The sequence below is a fragment of the Geodermatophilus ruber genome, from assembly GCF_900114385.1.
Classification (GTDB): domain Bacteria; phylum Actinomycetota; class Actinomycetes; order Mycobacteriales; family Geodermatophilaceae; genus Geodermatophilus; species Geodermatophilus ruber.
Window position 1 is genome coordinate 321,017 of record NZ_FOSW01000003.1, and the last position, 22,409, is coordinate 343,425.

Here is a 22,409-nt window from a genome sequence, read left to right on the forward strand (position 1 = left end):
CCATCCCGCCGCGGGCCGGTGCCGGTGAGCAGGCGCCCTGCGGCGCGCTCACCCTGGCCGCCGTCGCCTCCGGCAACAGCCGGCCCGGCGGCCTCCCGGCAGTCGACCTGCCCAGATAGAAGTCCGGCGCGGCGCTTCCCTCGACGAGGGGGATCGAGCCCCCGGCCGCCGTGTGGGTGGGACGGGCCACGGTCCACCCGGCTCAGGGGGCGTCCGGCAGGCGGTAGCCCCGGCTCCCGGCTCGAGCTCGAACTTCCGCCAGATCCAGCCGCCCGGCGGCGAGGTCGGCCCGCACCCGAAGCGGGTCCAGTCCGGCGGCGTACGCCACCGCGGCGACCTCGGCCGGTATTCCGGTCCACGCGAACCGCAGCTCCTCGACCATCCCGACGTACCCGAAGAGCTCGCGCTCGCCGCGCCTCCGCTCGATCGTCTGCGCCAGGTAGGGCAGCGGTTCGACGGCGAGCACCTCCAGCCACGGCACCGCATCGGCCCATGGCATCCGGTACACGACGGTCTCTTCCGCAGACTCGACCAGCGGCACCCGCCGGGCCTCGGCGTCCGATCCCTGCACGGCCGCTGCCCGGGCCAGGATCCGCCCGACATGGGCGTACCGGGCCACGGTCCACCCGGCCCGGTCCAGCCACGCCGCCTTGGGCCCGGGGATCGGCTCCCCGCACGCCTGCACCCGCGCCGCGATCAGCGCGGCCACCCGCTCGGCTGCCGCGGCGGCTTCCGGAGCGGCACGGTGGGGAAGGGGGCTGGGAGGAGTCATCCCTCGAGGGTGGCACCGGCCATCACCCGCCGAGGTGAGCCACTTACGGACAGTGCCAGGTTCGATTCGTGGTCCCGCGGATGTTCGAGCAGGTCCACGGTTCAGCCGCCGAGCAGCAGGCGAGGCGGCACCGGTCACGCAGCGTCGCGGAAGTGACCAGGGTCATGGGGGCAGCAGTCCCAGTCGCTGCTGTTTCCGGGCCGGCCCTCAGCCTGGTGGCGGTCGCGAGCACCGAGGTCGGGCCGGCCGCCTGCATCCTCAGTTGGCCGCTTCCGTGGCGTCCCCCCGAGCGCGCAGGCTCGGGGGGACGCGGTCAGCAGCAGGGGGACCCCGGTCAGTCGAACGAAGAGGCCTGGGCCTGGAGCTCCTCGAGGTCATCACAGGGCGTGGCGTGTGCGTATGCAGCGTGTCGCCCCTCGGACACTCCCCGGTGGGACCCCGTCCCCCCGATCACGCCGGTGATCCCCCGGCCCGTGGCCGCGCCGCCAGAGGGCGCTGGGATCCGAGCTCCCCCCGGCCACCGCACCGCGGACAGGTCGACCGCTCGCTCCCCCGCCATCGGTTTGCGGGTCGTGACCCCGGACCCGGATGCCGGGGTTGGGCCTCTCGCCGGCGGTGCCACGCTCGCCTGCGCGGTCCGGGCCCGCCGACGCAGGACCAGCAGCAGGCCGGCAGGGATGGCTGCGACCGGCATGACGAGACCGAGCAGGACGAACCCACAGGCGCCCAGCACGCCCTCCGCCGCCCGCACCACCGGGCGCGGCCCCCGGTCCACCGCCGGTGCGCCGCCCGCACCGATCTGCCGTTCCTCGGGGGCCCGCGTGGCCGGCGGGCGCCCGGTCGTGGTGACCATCTCGCGGCTCCCCTCCTCGACGGGAGCCCCACCGTCAGGTCATCCTGGCGACGGATCAGGGGCACCCTGCTCTCCCACGCTCCACGGGCGGCGCCCCGCTGACCTCACCCCGGCGGGATGGCCTGCTGCGTCCCTGGTGCTCCACCGCCTGAACCGGCGCGATGTCGGGTCGGTGCACGCGGCGGGTCGCCCCCCGGAACGGCGTGCCGCACTCCGACGACCCGCAGTCGAGCCGGCCGCGCCCGGCGCGAAGCGGTGAGGGCCCGGCTGCGGGTCCCACGCTCCCGCAGGACGGCACGGCTGAGGGGGGTCGGACGAGGACGAGGCCCGAGGACGGAGGCATGCCGCGGGTCTAGCATCCCCTCATGGCCGAGCGGAGAGCCGGCGTGGTGCTCGCGGGCGGGCGCTCTTCCCGCATGGGTTCTCCCAAGTCAGCCCTGGAGTGGTACGGCTCGACCCTGCTGCGCCGGACGGTGTCGATCGTCGCCCGCGCCATCGCGGGCCCGGTCGTCGTGGTGCGCGCCCCCGGGCAGGAGCTGCCCGACCTTCCTCCGGACACCGAGATCCGTCAGGACCCGTACGAGGGCCGCGGACCGCTGCAGGGGATCGCCGTCGGGCTCGCGGCGCTGGCCGAGCGGGCCGACGTGGCCTTCATCTGCTCCACCGACCTGCCGTTCCTGCACCCGGCGTTCATCCACGCCGTCCTGGGTGCCGTGGGCCCGGACGTCGACGTCGCGCTGCCCGTGGCTCGCGGGTATCCCCAACCGCTGGCCGCGGCCTACCGCACCAGCCTGGCCCCGCTGGTCGAGAGCCTCCTGGCTGCCGACCGGCTCCGGCCCGCGTTCCTGTTCGAGAAGTGCCGGGTCGTCCGCCTCGACGACGCCGCGCTGCGGACCGATCCGCAGGTGGCGGCGCTGGACCCCGACCTCGACTCCGTGGTGAACGTCAACGAGCCGGGCGAGTACGAGGTGGCGCGGGCCCGCCCCGAGCCGGCCGTCACCGTCGAGTGCTTCGGGTCGGCTGCCGGCCGCCGGGGCAGCGGCCCGCACGCCGTGCGCGCGGCCACGCTGGCCCGGGCCGCGGCCGCGATCTCGCTGTCCCTGGACCGGCACGTGCTCGCGGCGCTCAACGGTGAGCAGATCACCCGCGACGACCATCTGCCCCTGACCGCCGGCGACACCGTGGCGTTCATCTCCTCGGACGCCGGGGGGTGACGCGGTGCCGGGCGGCTACTTCGGCCGAGCGCTCCTCGTCGACGTGACGGGTGGCCGGGCTTCGTCCCTGGCGCTGCCCGAGCCGGTGCTGCGCGGCTACCTCGGTGGCGCCGGGCTGGGCACCTGGCTGCTGCACCGGCTGGCCCCGGCCAGGGTGGACCCGCTGGCGCCGGAGGCGCCCCTGGCCTTCGTGTTCTCCCCGCTGGTGGGTACCCCCCTGACGACCAGCGCGAAGTTCGCCGTGGTCGCCAAGTCACCGCTGACGGGGATGCTCAACGACGCGCTGGCCTCCAGCCACTTCGCGATCTCCGGCAAGCTCACCGGGCACGACGCGATCGTGGTGCGCGGGCGCTGCGCCCGGCCGTCGGTGCTGCTGGTCGACGGCGCCGGCGCCCGCCTCGTGGACGCCGCCGACGTGTGGGGGCTGCCGGCCGCCGACGCCGAGCGCGAGCTCGTGGCCCGGCTGGGCCGCGGCTGGCGGGTCGCCGCGATCGGCCCGGCCGGGGAACGGGGGGTCCGGTACGCGACCCTCTCCCACGACGGGCGGCATGCCGGCCGCGGCGGCCTCGGCGCTGTGCTGGGCGCGAAGAACGTCAAGGCGGTGGCGGTCCACGCCGCCACGAAGGTCGCGCCGGCCGACCCGGCGGCCGTCCTCGCCGCGGCGCGGGACCTGCGGGCCCGGTCCTTCGGCCCGGCCACCGCGAAGTACCGGGAGCTGGGCACGCTGGCCAACCTGCTGACGTTCAACGCGATCAACACCCTGCCGACCCGCAACTTCACCGCCGCCACCTTCGCCGAGGCGCCCCGGCTCGCCGCGGAGGACCTCGCCGAGATGCGCCGCGTGGCCCGCAACAGCTGCGCCTCCTGCACGATCGGCTGCGAGCACGTGTACCGGGCCGGCGGCGGGAAGTCGGCCAGGGTCGAGTACGAGAACGTCTTCGCGCTGGGCCCGCTGTGCGGCGTCTCCGACCCCGACGCCGTGCTCACCGCCAGCGCCCGCTGCGACGAGCTGGGGATCGACACGATCTCCGCCGGCGGCACCGTCGCCTGGGCGATGGAATGCGCCGAACGGGGTCTGCTGGACGCGCCGTGGCTGCGGTTCGGCGACGGCGCCGCGCTGCTGCGTGCGCTGGACGAGATCGGCCGGCGCGACGGGCTGGGCGCGCTCCTGGCCGAGGGGTCGCGGCGGGCCGCCGCGGTGGTCGGCCGCGGTTCGGCCGGGTTCGCCCTGCAGGTCAAGGGGCTGGAGCTGCCCGGCTACGAGCCGCGCACGCTGCAGGCGATGGCGCTCGGGCTGGCCGTGAACGCCCGCGGGGCCGACCACAACCGCTCCGGCGCCTACGAGGCCGACCTCTCCGGCGATCTGGACCGGTTCGCCGGTGGGGAGGCGCACGTCCGCGCGACCGTCGAGACCGAGGACCGCGCCGCGGTCATGGACTCGCTGATCCTCTGCAAGTTCCTGCGCGGGGTCTTCACCGACCCCTTCGCGGAGTGGGCCGGCCTGCTGCGCACGGTCACGGGCTGGGACGTCGACGCCACCGAGCTGCAGGCCACCGCGCGGCGGATCGTCCTGGCCAAGCGGATGTTCAACCTCCGGGAGGGCTGGACCCCCGCCGACGACTGGCTGCCGGCCCGGCTCCTGGAGGAGCCGCTGACGCTCCGGTCGGGGCGGGTGGCGAGCCTGTCCCCGGCCACCCTGCGCGCCATGGTCGACGGCTACTGGGCCGCCCGCGGGCTGGACCGGGACGGCCGCCCGACCTCGGAGTGCGCCGTCGACCTCCTGCTGACCGAAGCGGTCGCGACCTAGGGAGAAGGACCGAGATGCTGACCGTGTCGCCCACCGAGCACCTGACCCGCACCGTCACGCTGACCATCGACGGCCGCGAGGTGACCGTGCCGGAAGGGACGACGATCTGGACGGCGGCGCGCGACGCCGGCATCGACGTCCCGGTGCTGTGTCACGACGAACGGTTCGACCCCGTGGGGGTGTGCCGGATGTGCGTCGTGGACGTCGGCGGCCGGGCCTACGCCGCCGCGTGCGTCCGCCCCTGCGAGGACGGCATGACCGTCGCCACCTCCACTCCCGACGTGGAGCGGAGCCGGGCGGTGCTCACCGAGCTGCTCGTGGTCGACCAGCCGCCGCGCGAGCGGGACCCGAAGCAGACCACGACCGGTGACAACCTGCTGCTCGCGCTGGCCGACCGCTACGGGGTTCCCGCCGACGGCCGGCTGCCGCGCGGCTCCGGGCGCGGCACCGACCTGTCGAACCCGGTGATCGCCGTCGACCACGACGGCTGCATCCTCTGCGACCGCTGCGTGCGGGCCTGCGACGACATCCAGGGCAACGACGTCATCGGACGCAGCGGGAAGGGCTACACCACCCGGATCGCGTTCGACCTGAACGACCCGATGGGCAGCTCCTCCTGCGTCACCTGCGGCGAGTGCGTCGCCGCCTGCCCCACCGGGGCGCTGACCAACAAGCCGATCCGCGACGTGCCGATCCGGCCGCGCACCGAGCTGGACGCCGTGGACAGCGTCTGCCCCTACTGCGGGGTGGGCTGCGCGCTGACCTACTACGTGGACCGGGAGCGCGGCGCCATCGCCTTCGCCGAAGGGCGCGACCAGCCCGGCTCGCAGGGCCGGCTGTGCGTCAAGGGCCGCTACGGCTGGGACTACGCCGCCTCACCCCAGCGCCTGACGACGCCGCTGATCCGGCGGGAGGACTCCTACCCCAAGGGCCCGCTGTCGGCGGAGGTGCGCGGCGAGGAGGAGGTCGGGCGCAAGGGCCGCACGGGCCGCAGGCCCGGCGGGCTGGTGCCGATGGAGGAGGTGCTGCCGCACTTCCGGGAGGCCACCTGGGAGGAGGCGCTGGACCTGGTCGCCCGCCGGCTCACGGCGATCCACGCCGAGGGCGGCCCAGGGGCGATCGCCGGGTTCGGCTCGGCGAAGTGCTCCAACGAGGAGGCCTACCTCTTCCAGAAGCTGATCCGCACCGGATTCCACACCAACAACGTCGACCACTGCACCCGGCTCTGCCACGCCTCCAGCGTCGCCGCGCTGTTCGAGGGGATCGGCTCCGGCGCGGTGTCGACCACCTACGGCGACGTCGTCAACGCCGATGTCGCCATCGTCGCGGGCAGCAACGCCCCGTCCAACCACCCGGTGGCCTCGTCGTTCTTCAAGCAGGCGCAGCGAGCCGGGACGACGATCATCTACGTCGACCCGCGCGCCGACCGGATGTCGGAGCACGCCGACATCTACTGCCAGCTCAAGCCGGGCACCGACGTCGCGTTCTACAACTCGGTGATGTACGAGGTGATCCGCCTCGGGCTGGTCGACGCCGACTACGTCGCGACCCGCACCTCCAACTACGACGCGCTGGCCGCCACGGTCGCCGACTACCCGCCCGAGCGCGGCGAGCAGATCACCGGCGTCCCTGCCGACACCATCCGCCGGGTCGCCCGCATCTGGGGCGAGGCCCGTGCCGGCGTCATCTTCTGGGGCATGGGGATCTCCCAGCACACGACCGGTACGGACAACGCCCGCTGCCTGATCGCGATGTGCGCCATCACCGGCAACGTCGGCAAGCCGGGCAGCGGGCTGCACCCGCTGCGCGGGCAGAACAACGTGCAGGGCGCCTCGGACATGGGCCTGATCCCGATGTTCTACCCGGACTACCAGCGGGCCGCCGAGCCCGCTGTCCACGACCGGTTCGAGCGCGTCTGGGGCGCCGACCTCGACCCGGAACCCGGGCTGACCGTCACCGAGATCATCTCCTCGGCGCTGAAGGGCGGCGTCCGCGGGATGTACATGATGGGTGAGAACCCGTTCCTGTCCGACCCGAACATCAACAAGGTCCGCAAGGCGCTCGCCGCGCTGGACTTCCTGGTCGTGCAGGACATCTTCCTCACCGAGACCGGCGAGTTCGCCGACGTCATCCTCCCGGCGACCTCGTACCTGGAGAAGGAGGGGACCTACACCAACACCGACCGCCGGGTGCAGCTCGGCCGCAAGGTGCTCGATCCGCCCGGACAGGCGCGCGAGGACTGGCGGGTGGTGCAGGACGTCGCCCGGCGGCTCGGCCTGGACTGGGACTACACCTCCCCGCGGGAGATCTTCGACGAGGTCGTCTCGCTCATGCCGAGCTACCGCAACCTGAGCTACGACAACCTCGGCGGCACCGGCAAGCTCTACCCGAACGACGACCCGGAGCACAGCGACGGCACCGTCGTGATGTTCGACGAGCGGTTCAACACCAGCGACGGCCTGGCCCATCTCGTGCCGGCCGAGTGGCTGCCGGCCAGGGAGCTGCCCGACGACGAGTACCCGATGGTGCTCAACACCGGCCGGCTGCTCGAGCACTGGCACACCGGCTCGATGACCCGCCGCTCGTACGCGCTGGACACGATCGCGCCCCGCGCCGAGGTCTACGTCAACCCCGAGGACGCGGCGGCGCTGGGCCTGGTCGACGGCGGGATGGCGCGGGTCGCGTCCCGGCGCGGCCGGATCGAGCTGCACGTGAAGGTCTCCCACCGCGAGGCGCGCGGCAACTGCTTCATCCCCTTCCACTTCCGGGAGGCCGCGGCCAACCTGCTGACCATCGACGAGATCGATCCGTTCGGGAAGATCCCGGAGTTCAAGTTCTGCGCGGTCCACGTCGAGCCGGTGGAGGGGGCATGAGCGCCGGGCAGGCGCGCGTCCCCGGGATCGAGGCCCGGGCGGGCAAGTTCCCCGGCCCGAGCCTCGTCCCGGCGCTCAACCTCATCCAGGAGCGCCGGGGCTGGCTACCCCGCGAGGAGCTCGAGGCGCTGTCCCGCGACACCCGACGGCCGTTGTACGAGATCGAGGGGCTGATCTCGTTCTACCCGCACTACCGCACCGAACCGCCGCCGGCGATCGCCGTCCACCTGTGCCACGACCTACCGTGCTGGCTGCGCGGCGGGCAGGACCGCATCGACGCGACGCGGACGCGCTACGCCGGCGATCCTGACGTCGAGGTCGTCGAGGTGTCCTGCCTCGGCCGCTGCGAGCGCGCCCCCGCGGTCGCGGTGAACGACCAGCCGGCCGCGGCGGCCGCGACCGATGACCTCGTCGCCGCCGCGCGCGCCGGTGCGCTGGCCCCGGTCCCGGCGGCGCGGCCCGGGCCGGACGGCCGGGGCGGTCCCTGGCCCAACGACCCGTACGCGCCGGGTGAGCAGCGGTACCGCGTCCTGCGGTCGCTGGTCACCGGTGAGCGCACCGCCGACGCCGTCCTCACCGCCCTCGAGGACGCGGGGCTGCGCGGCATGGGCGGCGCGGGGTTCCCCACCGGGCGGAAGTGGAAACTGGTCGCCGCGCAGCCGGATGGGCCGAAGTACGCAGTCTGCAACGCCGACGAGTCCGAGCCCGGCACGTTCAAGGACCGGCAGATCCTCGCCGAGCAGGCCCACCTCGTGCTCGAGGGCCTGCTGCTCGGCATGGTCGTCGTGGGGGCCGAGGAGGGGTGGGTCTTCATCCGCCACGAGTACGGCCCCGAGGAGGCGGTGCTCCGGGAGGAGATCGAGTTCCTGCGCGGCGAGGGTCTGCTCGGTGACGACGTCGCGGGCAGCGGACGGCGGCTGTCGGTGGAGATCTTCACCTCTCCCGGCGGCTACATCCTCGGCGAGGAGTCGGCCCTGCTCGAGTGCATGGAGGGCCACCGCGGCGAGCCCCGGAACAAGCCGCCGTTCCCCGGCACCTACGGCCTGTGGGGCCGGCCCACGCTGATGAACTCGGTGGAGACCCTCGCCGACGTGCCCGTCATCGTCGAGCGGGGCGCCGGGTGGTGGCAGGACCAGGGGGTCGGCGGGTCGACCGGGCTGAAGTTCTTCGCCGTCTCCGGGGACGTGGCCCGGCCGGGCGTGTACTGCGTGCCGATGGGCACCACGGTCGGCGGCCTGCTGGAGGCGGCCGGCGGGATGGCCGACGGCGCCACGCTCGCGGCGGTGCAGCCCGGGGGCGCCTCCTCCAACTTCCTCGGCCCCGACCGGCTCGACGTCCGCCTCGACTTCGACACCCTGGCCGAGGCCGGTTCGATGCTCGGCTCGGGCGCCATGGTGGTGATGGCCGAGGGCACCGACCTGCTGGCCGCGGCCACCAACGTGCTGCGCTTCTTCCGGAACGAGTCGTGCGGCAAGTGCGTCCCGTGCCGGGTGGGCTCGGCCAAGGCGTACGTCCTGCTCACCGAGGCGCTCGCCGACGGCGGCCTGGACGAGAGCCGGCGGACCGTGCTGGCGGAGCTGGAGACGGTGCTGCGGAAGACGTCGATCTGCGGGCTCGGGCAGGTCGCGCTCGGTCCGGTGGTCAGCGTGCTCGGGCTGGAGCGCGGCGGCGCCGTGGCCCGGCCGCAGCCGCGGGACTAGAGCCCGAGCATGCCGGGGCACGAGTTCTTCACCGCGCTGACCGTGGCCGAGGCCCTCCGGGGGTTCCGGCCGGGGCGGCGCTCCGCGGTCGAGATCGTGCCCCTGGACGCGGCACTGCACCGGGTGCCGGCCGCGCCGGTGACCACGCCCGCCCCGCTGCCCGGCTTCGCCCGGGCCACCGTCGACGGCTTCGCCGTGCGCGCCGCCGACACGTTCGGGGTGTCCGAGGGGCTGCCGGGATACCTCGACGTCATCGGCGCGGTCCGCATGGGCGCCACGCCGACCACCGGCGTCCGGCCCGGCACCGCGGTGGCCATCCCGACCGGGGGTGCGCTGCCGCCCGGCGCCGACGCCGTCGTCATGGTCGAGTACACGCAGGAAGCCATGCCCGGCACCATCGAGGTGGTGCGCCCCGCGGCACCCGGCGACGGGCTGGTGCGGGCCGACGAGGACGTTCCGGCCGGCGCCGAGCTCGTGCCCGCCGGGCGGCCGCTGCGCGCCCAGGACCTCGGCCTGCTGGCCGCCGCGGGGGTGCGCGAGCTCGCCGTCCACGCCCGGCCCGCGGTGGCCATCATCTCCACCGGCGACGAGGTCGTGCCGGCCACGACCACGGCACTGCGGCCCGGGCAGGTGCGCGACGCCACTGCCGTGGCCCTGGCGGGGCTGGTCGCCGACGCGGGCGGCGCACCCGACCCGAGGGGGATCGTCCCGGACGACGCCGGGCTCCTCGACGAGGCGCTGCGCGCCGCGATGAAGACCTGCGACCTCGCCGTCGTCAGCGCCGGCTCGTCGGTGGGCGCCCGCGACGAGACCGCCGGTGTCGTCGCCGGGCTGGGGCCGCCGGGCATCTTCTGCCACGGCCTGGCGATCCGGCCGGGCAAGCCGACCCTGCTCGCCGAGTGCGACGGCGTGCCGGTCATCGGGTTGCCGGGCAACCCGCTGTCGGCCCTGGTGGTGTTCCGCCTGGTCGGCGTGCCGGTGCTCCGCCGGATCGGCGGCTGCCTGCGGCCTCCACCGGAGCCACGCACCCGGGCGCGCCTGGCCCGGCAGGTGCCGTCGGCCGCCGGGCGCCTGGACGTCGTCCAGGTGCGCCTGGACGACGGGGTGGCCGAGCCGATCTTCGGGCACTCCGCGCTGCTGTCGGTGCTGGCCGCCGCCGACGGCTACGTGCTCGTGCCCGAGGCAGCCACCGGGCTGGCCGCCGGCGCCGAGGTCGAGGTGGTGCTCTATCAGTAGCGACACGACCAGCCCGTTCATCCGGGACGTTCCCGCGGAGCAGGCCCTGGAGGCGTGGCGGCGGGCCTGCGCGGCCGGAGGTTGCCCCGAACGCATCCCGGCCGTGCGCGTGGGCCTGGCCGACGCCGTGGGCAGGGTGACCGCCGAGGCGGTGTGGGCCCGGCGCTCCTCACCGGCGTTCGACGCGGCCGCGATGGACGGCATCGCGGTCTCCTCCGCCGCCACCGTGGGTGCGAGTGAGACCACTCCCCTACGCCTGCCCCCCGACGCCTACGACGTGGTCGACACCGGGGACCCGCTGCCGGATGCGCGTGATGCGGTCGTCATGCGCGAGCAGGTCCACTACGAGCGGACGCCGGCCGGCCCGGTCGCCGAACTCCGCGCCGCCGTCCCGCCCTACCAGCACGTGCGCTCCGTGGGCGAGGACGTGGCGGCCGGTGAGCTGCTGCTGCCCGAAGGCCACCGGCTGCGTGCTGTCGACGTGGCCGCGGCCGCGGCGGCCGGCGCGGTCGATCTGCTCGTGCGACGGGCTCCCGTCGTGGCCGTCCTGCCGACCGGGGACGAGATCCGGCCGCTCGGGGGGGCGGTCGAGCCGGGACAGATCCCGGACACCAACTCCCTCATGCTGGCCGCTCAGGCGCGGGAGGCCGGGTGCGAGGCCGTCGTCCTGCCCATCGAGCCGGACGACCCGGCCCGGATCGCCGCGGCGGTCCACGCCGCGGCCGCCGAGTCCGACCTGGTCCTCGTGGTGGCGGGCTCCAGCGCCGGACGCGACGACTACACGGCCCAGGTCGTCGAGCAGGCCGGCACCCTCGTCGTCCACGGCGTCGCCGTGCGCCCGGGTCATCCGGTCGTGCTCGGCCTCGTCGACGCAACCCCGGTGGTGGGCTGCCCGGGCTACCCCGTCTCGGCGGCCCTGACGTTCGACATCTTCGCCGCGCCGCTGCTGGCCGCGCTGCAGGGCGCGGCGGTGCAGCGCCGCCCGGTCACCCGGGCCCGGCTGTCCCGCAAGCTCGCCTCCGTGGTCGGGATGGACGACTGGATCCGGGTGCGGCTGGGCGAGGTCGCCGGCCGGGTCGTGGCCACACCGCTGTCCCGGGGAGCGGGCGTGCTCACCTCCCTCGTCCGGGCCGACGGGCTGCTCGTCGTCCCCGCCGGTACCGAGGGCCACCAGGCCGGGGAGGACGTCGAGATCGACCTGCTGCGCGGCCTGGACGAGATCAGGCGCACGATCGTGGTCATCGGCTCCCACGACCTGGTGCTCGACCTGGCCGCATCGGAGCTGCGCCGCCGCGACCCGCGGATCAGCCTGGCCTCCTCCAACGTCGGCTCGCTCGGCGGGCTGGTCGCCGTCCGGGACGAGCTGTGCCACCTGGCCGGGTCGCACCTGCTCGACCCGGCGTCCGGCGAGTACACGCTGCCCTACGTCGACCGGCTGCTGGCCGGTCGGGATGTCGCCGTCGTGCGCCTGGTCCACCGCGAGCAGGGCCTGATCGTCCGGCCGGGCAACCCCCTGGGGCTGCAGGACGTCAAGGACCTCACCCGCCGGGGCGTCCGCTACGTGAACCGGCAGCGGGGCGCCGGCACCCGGGTGCTGCTCGACCACGAGCTCACCCGCCGCGGCCTGTCCCCCGACGACGTCGAGGGCTACGCCCGCGAGGAGCACACCCACCTGGCGGTGGCGGGAGCGGTCGCCGCCGGCCGGGCGGACTGCGGGCTGGGCATCCTCGCGGCGGCCCGCGCCTACGCTCTGGACTTCGTGCCGGTGACGACCGAGCCCTACGACCTCGTCGTCACCGCCGGTCTGCTCGACGCCCCCGTGCTGGCCCCGCTCTGGGAGCTGCTGGGCTCGGCCGCCTTCCGCGCCGCTGTCGAGGGCCTGGGTGGCTACTGCACCGAGGAGACGGGCCGGCGGATCCGGTAGGACGCCGTCCTCCTGGCCACTTCTCGCCCCATCGGGAGGACCTGCCCTGCTGCGGATCGCGCCGGGCTGTTGCCCGATCCCGGGACCGGCTACCGCCAGGCCGTCCATACCCCTGCGCATCCCGGCCGTAGCCGTGTGCGGGTGTGACGTGTCGCCCCTCGGACACCACGAAGTGGGATTCGCCCCATCCCGCCGAGTCGGTGGATCACCGACTCCCGGCAGTCAGGCCCGAACGGCCCGCTGGCCCTCCCCCGCCGCAGCGCGTGACCGACGCGCGCACCGCGCTCGCGGCCGCCGTCGGCGGCGGAGCCGTCGTCGTGATCGCCGACGGCGGCAGGCCCCGGACGGGTCCGGCCATGCCTCGCCTCACCGCCCCCGCTCCGCCGCCGGCGGTCCCTCCGGGCAGCGGAGCGCCGGTGCCACTCCGCCCGGCGGCTGGGCCTTCGGCGGCAACGCGTCGATGCGGTTGCCCGAGCCGCGGCCGTGTGAGCCCGACCCTTGCGACTGACACTCCGAAACGCGCACCTGAACAGGCCGGATGAGGGCCGGCGCATCGCCACGTCGGCGCGTCTACGTGTCAGGAGTGCGAGAAGACCACTGGAGTGACCGGCGGGGCGCCCTGACCGGAAAAGTTCCGTCCGATCCGGTTCCGCTCCCGGTCTGCGGCCGCCCATGACCTGACGATCGGACCGCACGGGTAGGGCGGCGCGAGGAGTGGCATGGGAACGGGTCTGCCGTTCGACAACGTCCTGGCGGCCGCGCAGACGGGAGCCGCGTGGGCGTTCGAGGTTCTCTACCGCGACCTGTCGCCGGCCGTGACCGGCTACCTGCGTCTGCACGGCGCGCTCGAGCCCGACGACCTGGCCAGCGAGACCTTCGTCGGTGTCTTCACCGGGTTGGCCCGCTTCCAGGGGGACGAGGCGGCTCTGCGTTCATGGGTATTCACCATCGCCCACCGGCGGCTCATGGACGACTGGCGCCGGCGCAGCCGCCGGCCCCAGCTCGCCGACCATCCTGATGCGCTGAGCGAAGTGGCTGGCAGCATCGGCGGCGACGTCGAGGACGATGCCCTCGCCCGCGTCGGCGCCGAGAACGTGCACTCGTGGTGCGCGCAACTGCCAGAGGACCAGCGCACCGTGCTGCTGCTTCGCATCCTGGCCGACCTGACGATCGAGCAGATCGCCGAGGTGATGGAGCGGTCGGCCGGGGCCGTGAAGGCACTCCAGCGGCGGGGACTTCGCACCCTGCGGGCGCTGCTCGAAGAGGCCTCTCCCGCGGAGGCTGTGAACGGTGCGACGACGGCGGACCTCTATCCGGCCGTCGCGCGATGACGGGGACGAGATGACCACAACAGCTGACGCCGCTGCCGAGAGGGCCTTCGAGGCCGCCCTCGCCGGCCCGCCCGTTCCTCCGGGAGCGAGCGGACTCGCCGCATTCACCGAAGCGGTGCGGGCCACCGCCACCCAGCCGGGCCATCCGAACCCGGCGCTCGCCGAACTGTTGGCCACCGGTCTGACCGTTGACCGGCCCGACACGTCTCCGCGGGTGGCCGAGCGGCGGAGACCTCCCATGTGGTCCGCCCTCAACAGGATCGCCTCGGCCGGAGCCGTGGCCAGGGTCGCCGCCGGTGCCGGCATCGTCGTCCTCGGCGTCACCGGCGCAGGGACCGCCGGCGTCCTCCCCGCCGGAGCGCAGCATGCCTTCGCGCAGGTCGTCGAGACAGCCACCTCGCTCCAGGCGCCCGACCCGCAACGGACGGCCGAGACGGGGACGGCGACGGCGACGGCGACGGCGACGGCGACGGCGACGGCGACGAGCGAGATCACCCCGCGGACCACGGCGAGTGCGACCGGGACTCCGGGGACCCCCACGACGGAGAGCCGGAACGAGACGACGCCGACTCCGGCCGGTCCCGTGCCCACGGGATACGACTGCGACCCGGGCAAACCCTTCGGTGACTGCGTGAACCAGCACCGGCAGGTGGAGGACGACCCGCTCACGCCCGCTCAGGTGGACGAGTGGGCGCGCTACTACCAGGCCCACCGCGCCGACCACCAGGCGACGACGGACCTGGGGCGCGCGCAGGACCCCACCCACACCACGCGCAACAGTTCTGCGACGCCCTCGACCAAGGGCTCGGCCGGCCAACAGGCCGGGCACGGGGAGGCGGACGCCTCCCGGGGCGCCGCTCACGGCCAGGGTCACCGGTGACGCTGTCGCCTCGGTAGCCTCGCCCTTCTGGTCAGCGACAAGGGGCAAGGTCTCGGGCGGCGGCGATGACTGCCCCCGCGCTGCCGCAGCCACAAGCGCCGGCAGGCCGGAGGCGGCCCTCCGCGTCTCCCTGCTCGACGTCCCCGCTGGGGCGGGAGCGTGGCCCAGCGGGGACAGCGTGACGCGAGAAACTCCGGCGCCGGCGTACCCCTACACCGGGAGCCGGCGATGACCTGGGTGAGATGGCCCCGCCTCGCCTCCCCCGTCGGCCGTTCCGTGCCGCCGGGTGGCAGGTGGGCGGTGATCTCACCTCTCTTGTGCCGCGTCATGACTTCTTCAGGGGGAAGGCACCCGATGTCCTGTCCGAACGTCGACGAGCCCCACCAGTGTGGGCCGAACAACCGCCCGGGCCTGGACGGCGGATTCCGGGCAGGCATCGACGTCCGGGTCAGCCTCCGGGCCGATGCGGGGTGGGGGTCCGCGACGTATGACGGTGCATGGTGGCCGCGCCGGTACGACCTGGCCGCCGAGTTGCCGGAGCTGATCGCCGAGCTGAGCCGACGGGGCGTCCGGGTCGAGCGGTTCGCGTACTCCCTGGCGGCCTGGCCACTGCTCCCGCGCAGGATCGCGGTCGCGGACGGGGTGGTCCGCGCCGGTGGCTTCCGCAGCATGGACCCCCAGGTCGTCAGTGTCACCTGGGCCGGTGGCTCCCGGCGCGCCGATCTGCTCGTGGTGCCGCCGGAGACCGATGCGCTCACCGGCGCCCGCGCGCTCCGATTGTGCTGCACCCGCCGAGGCCTCCCCCGCTCGCCACAGATCGTGCTGGCCACTGCTCGGGCGACACCGGCCCCGCAGGTGTCGGTGCCCCATCAGCGGGACAGGCAGCTCTCGCGCGGGTTCGCGACGAGCTGAGCTCGGCATCCGCCGGTGTACACGGGGTGGCGATTGCCACGACCGCGACGGCCGTGGCCGGCGCCGCGGCCCTCGAGATCCCGATACAGGTACTCATGAGCGGTCGCCGGTGAGAGGACCGGGCGGTCGAGCACGGATCGACACCGCGGCGCCGTCCCACGGCGACTTCGCCCGGTGCCGCCATGACACCGTAGGAACTGGCCGCCGCGAGGGCGGAGCAACGCCGCCACCGGGTTGACGGGTCCCGCCCGCAGGGCCTCGTCACCGTGCGGTCTCTGCCGGAGCCGTGCCGCGGCCGCGGCACGGCTCCGGCCGGGGCCAACGAGCTGGCCAGTCCGCTCCGGGCGCAGCCTGGCGATTGCCTGTCTCATCGGACGACTCCCACCAGACCGGTCTCTCACCTCCCGGCCGCGTCGGGCCTGCAGCCGCCGCGTCCACTCCCCCACTCCCGGGGTTCGGCGGAGGAGTTGCCGACCGCGGCCGGCCGCGCAGTGCCATCCATAGCGCCCGCCCGCCATGGGTGAGGTGTAGCCCGCACGTCGGCCACGGAACGTGAACGGATCGGGATGCGGGGGCGGTCGTAGGTCAGGTGGTCGGGGCGACGCCGATCGACTTCGCGGCAGGCCGGGCGGACATGGTCCGCGCCTGCTGCTCTCTCTCGTAACGATCCGTCGACACGGTGCCCAGGACGACGACGAAGGCCGTCAGTACCAGGAATCCGATCAAGGCCAGGGCCGGCCACAACATCAAGTGTTCGCTCTCCTCATCCATCGGGCGTGGACCTGTCCGCGAGTGGTCGATACGGACGGCCGGCCGCGTACATGAACGCGACCCACACACGTCATCGCCGCCGACCGGCGTAGGGGTACCGGCCACGAACACCTTCCTCTGTCGAGGGGCGAACCCGCAGAACAGCTCCGGCAGCCGCCCGCCGAATTCGACGGCCGCGTCCAGCAGAGCGAGCTTCCCGGCAGCTCCGTCACCGCCGGCTGAGAACCCTTCCGGCCGCCGATTGGCCCAACGACGCCGGCCTGTCGCCTGCCGGCTGCCGGCTGCCGTGGAACGGGCGGCGCGGACGATGACGAGAGCCGCAGAATCACGTAGGACCCGGTCGTCTGACCAGGCCCTCCGTGGTTGAGCTGCGGGTTCTCCCGAGCGCCGGATTCGGGGAAACGAATCCGGCTTTTCGGGACGAACCCCGACGCAGTGCGCCGGGGGTGTGCGGCGTCGTGCTCATCGCCGGGCGGGGGTGGGCAGCAGGCCCTCCTGGTGGTCGATTTCCCGCTCCAGCACCCGCAGGCCCGAGTCGGGCAGCTGGCCGACGTCTCGCAGGTGCACCAATCTCTCGCGCTCGGCGTCGAGGACGGCTCGCTGCGCCCGCACCCCCGCCTCGTAGTGCGGGTTGAACGGGACCCCGTCCGAGGAGTTCGCCAGCACGTCCAACCGCTGCCGGTATTTGCGCAGCCGGCTCTCCAGCTGGTTGCGGAGGGCGTTGATCATCTGCCTGTCGACCGGGTCGTGGTCCTCCCGCTCCAGCTCGTCCAGCTGCTCGAGCCCGGCCTGCGCGGCTTCTGCGCGCGCCCGGTTCTGCAGCCGGGCCTGGTCGGCGGCGTTGGCGTGCAGGCCGAGTGCGCGGACGAGCGGCGCGAACGTCAGCCCCTGGCCGACGAGCGTGACCAGCACGACGAGATAGGTGCAGAACAGCAGGAGGTCGCGCAGCGGGAACGGGGCGCCGCTCTCCGTGGTCATCGGCAGCGTCGAGATCGCCGCCAGGCTGATGACTCCCCGTGTCCCGGCCCAGCTCAGCACGACCAGCTCACGGCCGGAGAACCGCTCGACGGCCCGGTCGCGGCTGTCCTCGGGGCGGTCCGCGGTGTCGCCGTCCGCGCGGCCGAGGCGGGTGTGCAGGGACTGCGGCAGCAGCAGCGTGAGCACCAGCCAGAGCGGACGGACCAGCAGGACGACGCCGACGGTGAGGAGGGAGGCGAGCACGACCGTCGAGATGTCGTACTGGCCCAACCCGGCCACGACCGCCGGCAGTTGCATGCCGATGAGCAGGAAGACGAACCCCTCGAGGAGAAAGTCGACCAGCCGCCAGACCGCGTCGACCTGCAGCCGGCTGGCACCGGACACCCTGCGGGGGGTGTCGTGGCCGATGACCAGTCCGGCCACCACCACGGCCAGCACCCCGGAGACGTGCAGCGCCTCGCCCAGCAGGTAGGCCCCGAACGGGGTCACCAGGGAGACCGCGTTCAGCGTCAGCGGGTCCTGCCACAGGCGGCGGATCCCGCGGACGGCGGTGGCCACCAGGAGCCCGACCGCGACGCCGCCGACGGAGGCCAGGACGAACTGGAGCGCGGTGGCGCCGGGAGAGAAGGATCCACTGGTGGCCGCGGCGACCGCGACCGAGAGGAGGGTCAGCGCGGTGGCGTCGTTGAGCAGGCCCTCACCCTGGATCAGGGTGAGCAGCCGGGGCGGCAGCCCGACCCGGCGTCCCACCGCCAGTGCGGCCACCGGATCGGGCGGGGCGATCGCGGCGCCGAGCGCGACGCCCACGGCCAGGGTGGCCCCCGGGACCAGCAGGTCGAAGCTCACGCCGACCGCCAGCGCGCTGACGAGCACGAGCAGCACCGACAGGCTGATCACCGTGCCCAGGTTGCGGCGGATCGCCACCAGCGAGGAGTCCAGCGCCGCGCTGTACAGCAACGGCGGGATGACCACCGTCAGGATCAGGTGGGGATCGAGGACCATGTGCGGTCCGGGGATGAACGCGTACCCGATGCCGACCAGGGTCTTCAGTGCCGCGGCGGGCAGCCCCGTCCGCTCGGAGATCCGGTGGATCACCACGATCACGACAACCGTGGCGAGCACCAACAGCACCGTCGATTCGCCGTCCACGGCGTCAGTCTCGTCCGAGTGCCGGGCGGGCTCAGGTCGGGAGCCGGCCGACCACCGGCCGGATCGATGTGAGTTACCGGACCTTGCCCTCGCACGCCTCCTCGTGAAGAGTCGATGAGCCGCGATCGGCGCGGACCGACCGGTTGGGCAGTGATGACGCAGCACGATGCACAGATCGACCGTGACCTCCGCGGCCCGGAGGACGACGCGCTGACCGGTCTGGGGTTCGCCGACCCGGGCGGCAGAACCCGCGGCGAGAGCCTGGGCGAGCGCCTGCTGGGGTCCCTCCTCGACCGTGCGCACCTCATGCCACCGCGGCTGGTGGGCCCGCTGGTCGCCCAGGAGATCGCCGAGATGGGCGGGCGCGACGTCTCGATCTACCTGCAGGACTTCGACCACGCGACCCTGCGCCCGCTCCAGGGGCCGGGGCTGGTCGGTGAGGCGGAGCTGATCGACGACAGCCCCGCGGGTACCGCCTTCCGCACCGACGAACGGTGCGAGGTGCATCAGGCCGACGGCAGCGTGCGGCTCTTCGTCCCGATGCTCGACGGCTCCGACCGCGTCGGCGTGCTCGCGCTGACCCTGCCGGAGGTCGACGACAACGACCGCCGGCTGGCCCAGCGCCTCGCCGGCCTGACCGCCGACCTGGTGGTGACCAAGTCCGGGTACACCGACACGTTCGCCCGCACCCGCATGACGGCCCCGATGAGCCTGTCGGCGCACCTGCAGTGGCAGATGCTGCCGCCGCTGGTGATGACCACCCCCGACGTCGCCCTCGCCGGGGCGCTGGAACCGGCCTACGAGGTCGGCGGGGACAGCTTCGACTACGCCCTCGAGGACCAGACGCTGCACCTCGCGGTGTTCGACGCCATGGGCCACGGCGTCGAGGCGGCCATCATGGCCACCCTGATGATCGCCGCCTACCGGCACGGCCGGATCAACGGCAGCGCGCTTCCCGAGATGTACCGGGAGATGGACGGCGTCATGGCGTCCTCGTTCCCCGGACGGTTCGCCACCGCGATGCTCGGCAAGCTCGACACCGTCACGGGCGAGCTGACCTGGATCAACGCCGGTCACCCCAGCGGCCTGCTCATCCGCGACGGCCGCGTGGTCGACGAGCTGAGCGGCCCCATCACCCGGCCGGTCGGGTTCGGGCACGCCGCGCCGCACGTCCACGCGGCACAGTTGCGCCCCGGCGACCGCGTCCTCTTCTTCACCGACGGCGTCGTCGAGGAGCGGGTGGCCGGCGGCGGCCAGTTCGGCGAGCAGCGGTTGCGGCAGTTCATCGAGGCGAACGCCCTGGAGCAGCTGCCCCCGGCGGAATCGGTCCGCTTGCTCTCGCACGCGCTGCTGAAGGGCCGCGGCGGGCGCACCAGCGACGACGCGTCGCTGCTCATGGTCGAGTGGAGCGGACCGCCCCGGGACGACGAGCTGGCACGCGGCATCCCTGGCGGGGTGCCGGCAGGGACGGTGCTCGCCTGACGTCGCGCTGCGCGGTAGCCCGGCGCCTGGTTGGGTGAGGCGGCCAGACGCCCACTCCCCACACCTCTCGTCCTGCTCGTGCGCTCTTCCCATCGCGTCGCCCCGGCGCCCATCGCAGGAATTCGAGGACTCCGGCCGTGCACATGACGCCTCCCTCCGGCGCCTCCCGTGGTTGAGGGCTTCCGGGTACCGACGCCCCGTGTCCCCCGGCAGTCCCCCGACCGCTGGGCCGGCGGCCACATGCCGCACGCCTACGACTGCTGGACCTGGGAGCTGAGGACGCTCGGGGACCTGCCCGGTGTGCGGGCCGCCGTCCGGCGGCACCTCGCCGACGACGACGTGCGGCCCACCCCGCCGGACAGCGAGGCGGCCGAGCGCTTGGTGCTGGCGCTGGACGAGCTGGCCTCCAACGGGCTGCGCCACGGCCGCTTGCCCGTCGGGCTGCGGGTGTGCCCGCTGCCCGACCACTGGCTGGTCGACGTCATGGACGCGGCCGTCGGCGCCCCGCCCTCGCCCGATCCGGGCCGCCCCGCCGGCCAGGGCGGGTACGGCCTGTTCGTCATTGCGGCGTACGCCACGGGCTACGGCTGGGTGGCCGAGCACGAGTGCAAGCACGTCTGGGCGCTGCTCCCCCGCGTCGTCGTACGCTGACCGGCCCGAGCGCCGTCCGGCGCCCGGTCATGAGGGATCGGGCTCTGCTACCCCGGCCCTGCGCTTCCGCTCCGCCGGGCCGGCGGCGCGCCCTTCGGGCCCACGATCCCGCCGCCGGCTCTCCATGAACGTCCATGGGGCGACCGCTACTTCGTCCGGCTGGCTGACACGGCGCCGCCTCCGCCTAACTCCGCGGCCGGCGGCGGGCAGGCGACCGAGTCCTGGCTGTGGGAGCACGGTCGGGGAACTGGCCGGTGAGGACGAGCTGCTCGGCCAGGACGCGCACCTTCACGTTGGCCGCCATCGACTCCTCGCTGAGCGCCCGGAAGGCCTGCTCGGCGGTCAGCTTGCCCCGTTCCATCAGGATGCCCTTGGCCTGCTCGATCACCGCCCGGGACGTCAGCGCGGTTCGCAGGTTCTCGACCTGGTTCCGGGCGCCACGGTAGGCGGAGGCGCTCCCTGCTGCGGCGGCCGCGAAGTCGGCGACGCGGGCGGCTGCCGCCCGACCGGCGGAGCCGAAGACCTGCGGCCCGGTCGCGTAGATGTTCAGTGATCCGGTGACCGGCCCGTCGGCGTCGATGACGAGCGGCACGGACAGGACGGACAGCGCGCCGTGCCCGGTGGCGCTCCGGGCGTACGCCGGCCAGCGGGGCTCTGTGCGGCTGTCGGGGATCTCGGTCGGCTCACCGGAGCGGGCCGCGTGCAGGCAGGGGCCGTCGTCCTGCTCGTACTGGCAGGCGTCGAGCTCGAGGGCGAGCTGTCCGGTGCTGGCCACGGTGGTCGCCTGGTTCTCGACCAGCAGGGTCACCGACACCTCGGCAGCTCCGGGTACCGACGTCTTCGCCAGGTCCGCGGCGGTGCCCAGCAGCCGCGGCAGGGACTGCTCCAGGACCGGTCGCCCGGGGAGGCGCCCCGGTGGGACGGCCACGTTCGGGTAGGAGCGGTTCGCGCCGGGCAGCGCCCGCCGGAAGGCGGTGAGGAAGGCGCGGCCCGCTGCTCCGCGCAGCGCCTCGTCCCGGTAGACGATGCCCAGCTCCCACAGGGGCGCGTCGGCCAGCGTCGCGACGTCGACCCGGCCGAAGACCTCACTGTTGGCACTCGACGCGGGGCCGTAGGAGATGCCCATGCCCTGGTGCACCAGGGCGAGGACGCCGAGCCAGGTATCGACCTCGAGCCGGATCTCCCGCTGCAGTCCGTGCTCGGCCAGCAGAGAGTCGAACAGCTGGCGCGCGAGCTGTGCCCGGGGCAGGTCGATGACGGCTTCGCCGATGAGCTCCCGAGGATGCACGTCGCGCGCGCCGGCCAGCCGGTGACCTGCGGGGCAGAGGACGACGAGCTGGTCGTGGACCAGCGGGTCGAAGCGGAGTGTGGACCCTGGGCGGTCGGTTCGGGGGGCGAGGGCGAAGTCGACCTGCCCGCTGGCCACCAGGTCCGGGGCGGTTCTCGCATCGGCCGGGAGCAATCGGACCTGCACGCCTGGGTGCTCCTGGTGGAAGCCGCGCAGCGTCTGGACCACGTCGATGATGCGCGGGGGGACCACGAAGGCGACGCGGACCGTGCCGCGCAGCAGGCCCTCGACCTCCGCTACGGCGTCCCGCGCACGTCCTGCCTGCTCGACCATCGCCCGCGCCGGCGCGAGGAAGGCCCGGCCGGCGTCGGTCAGCTCGGCGCCCCGGCGGCCGCGGATGAACAAGGTCGTGCCCAGGTCGCGTTCGAGGGCCAGCAACGAGGCCGACAGGCTCGACTGCACCATGTAGACCCGTGCCGCGGCGGCGGTGAACGACCCCTCCTCCACCACGCTGAGAAAGTGCTCGAGCTGCCTCAACTCCACCTGATTAGATGCACATTCCGGGGACGGCAGAGCAATCACGGGTAT

15 protein-coding genes are annotated in these 22,409 nt (G+C 74.1%); 11 read left to right on the forward strand and 4 right to left on the reverse strand.

Going from position 1 to position 22,409, the window contains the following annotated elements:
- Positions 1 to 202: 202 nt before the first annotated feature.
- Positions 203 to 772, reverse strand: a complete 570-nt coding sequence (locus BMZ50_RS06640; protein WP_143087105.1) for a hypothetical protein — start codon at positions 770 to 772, stop codon at positions 203 to 205.
- A gap of 1,218 nt (positions 773 to 1,990) precedes the next feature.
- Between BMZ50_RS06640 and BMZ50_RS06650 the strand changes: the two genes are divergently transcribed.
- The 9 genes from BMZ50_RS06650 (at position 1,991) to BMZ50_RS06690 (ending at position 15,502) form a co-directional block, all read left to right on the forward strand.
- Positions 1,991 to 2,839, forward strand: a complete 849-nt coding sequence (locus BMZ50_RS06650; RefSeq protein ID WP_091322505.1) for an NTP transferase domain-containing protein — start codon at positions 1,991 to 1,993, stop codon at positions 2,837 to 2,839.
- A gap of 4 nt (positions 2,840 to 2,843) precedes the next feature.
- The gene (locus BMZ50_RS06655; protein ID WP_091322506.1) at positions 2,844 to 4,646 is read left to right on the forward strand and encodes an aldehyde ferredoxin oxidoreductase family protein; all 1,803 of its coding nucleotides are present in this window, start codon (positions 2,844 to 2,846) and stop codon (positions 4,644 to 4,646) included.
- 14 nt (positions 4,647 to 4,660) lie between these two features.
- Entirely contained in the window at positions 4,661 to 7,519 is a 2,859-nt protein-coding gene (gene fdhF, locus BMZ50_RS06660) for a formate dehydrogenase subunit alpha (RefSeq protein ID WP_091322507.1), read from the forward strand.
- Positions 7,516 to 9,219 carry an NAD(P)H-dependent oxidoreductase subunit E gene (locus BMZ50_RS06665; protein ID WP_091322508.1) on the forward strand — a complete coding sequence of 568 codons (1,704 nt, stop codon included), beginning with the start codon at positions 7,516 to 7,518 and terminating at the stop codon, positions 9,217 to 9,219. The genes fdhF and BMZ50_RS06665 overlap by 4 nt, the downstream gene beginning before the upstream one ends.
- Positions 9,220 to 9,228: 9 nt before the next feature.
- Complete coding sequence (locus tag BMZ50_RS06670) at positions 9,229 to 10,455, forward strand: molybdopterin molybdotransferase MoeA (protein ID WP_091322509.1); 1,227 nt, start codon at positions 9,229 to 9,231, stop codon at positions 10,453 to 10,455.
- 19 nt (positions 10,456 to 10,474) lie between these two features.
- On the forward strand, positions 10,475 to 12,379 hold the full coding sequence (locus BMZ50_RS06675) for a molybdopterin biosynthesis protein (protein WP_281245408.1): 1,905 nt from the start codon (positions 10,475 to 10,477) through the stop codon (positions 12,377 to 12,379).
- 719 nt (positions 12,380 to 13,098) lie between these two features.
- A complete protein-coding gene (locus BMZ50_RS06680) occupies positions 13,099 to 13,710 on the forward strand; it encodes an RNA polymerase sigma factor (protein ID WP_091322510.1) in 612 nt (203 codons plus the stop codon).
- A 10-nt stretch (positions 13,711 to 13,720) separates the two neighbouring features.
- Positions 13,721 to 14,590 carry a hypothetical protein gene (locus BMZ50_RS06685; RefSeq protein ID WP_143087106.1) on the forward strand — a complete coding sequence of 290 codons (870 nt, stop codon included), beginning with the start codon at positions 13,721 to 13,723 and terminating at the stop codon, positions 14,588 to 14,590.
- Between the two features lie 354 nt (positions 14,591 to 14,944).
- Positions 14,945 to 15,502, forward strand: coding sequence for a DUF5994 family protein (locus BMZ50_RS06690; protein WP_245753424.1), 558 nt, complete (start codon positions 14,945 to 14,947; stop codon positions 15,500 to 15,502).
- A 585-nt stretch (positions 15,503 to 16,087) separates the two neighbouring features.
- Here the strand turns inward: BMZ50_RS06690 and BMZ50_RS06695 are convergent.
- Both BMZ50_RS06695 and BMZ50_RS06700 read right to left on the reverse strand, forming a co-directional pair.
- Entirely contained in the window at positions 16,088 to 16,273 is a 186-nt protein-coding gene (locus BMZ50_RS06695) for a hypothetical protein (RefSeq protein WP_091322512.1), read from the reverse strand.
- A 462-nt stretch (positions 16,274 to 16,735) separates the two neighbouring features.
- Positions 16,736 to 18,400 carry a Na+/H+ antiporter gene (locus tag BMZ50_RS06700; RefSeq protein WP_091322513.1) on the reverse strand — a complete coding sequence of 555 codons (1,665 nt, stop codon included), beginning with the start codon at positions 18,398 to 18,400 and terminating at the stop codon, positions 16,736 to 16,738.
- A gap of 153 nt (positions 18,401 to 18,553) precedes the next feature.
- Between BMZ50_RS06700 and BMZ50_RS06705 the strand changes: the two genes are divergently transcribed.
- On the forward strand, positions 18,554 to 19,882 hold the full coding sequence (locus BMZ50_RS06705; protein ID WP_091322514.1) for a PP2C family protein-serine/threonine phosphatase: 1,329 nt from the start codon (positions 18,554 to 18,556) through the stop codon (positions 19,880 to 19,882).
- A 240-nt stretch (positions 19,883 to 20,122) separates the two neighbouring features.
- Positions 20,123 to 20,533 carry an ATP-binding protein gene (locus BMZ50_RS06710; RefSeq protein ID WP_091322515.1) on the forward strand — a complete coding sequence of 137 codons (411 nt, stop codon included), beginning with the start codon at positions 20,123 to 20,125 and terminating at the stop codon, positions 20,531 to 20,533.
- 184 nt (positions 20,534 to 20,717) lie between these two features.
- On the opposite strand, the gene BMZ50_RS06715 is transcribed toward BMZ50_RS06710, so the two are convergent.
- Complete coding sequence (locus tag BMZ50_RS06715) at positions 20,718 to 22,364, reverse strand: LysR substrate-binding domain-containing protein (RefSeq protein ID WP_143087107.1); 1,647 nt, start codon at positions 22,362 to 22,364, stop codon at positions 20,718 to 20,720.
- Between the last annotated feature and the right edge of the window lie 45 nt (positions 22,365 to 22,409).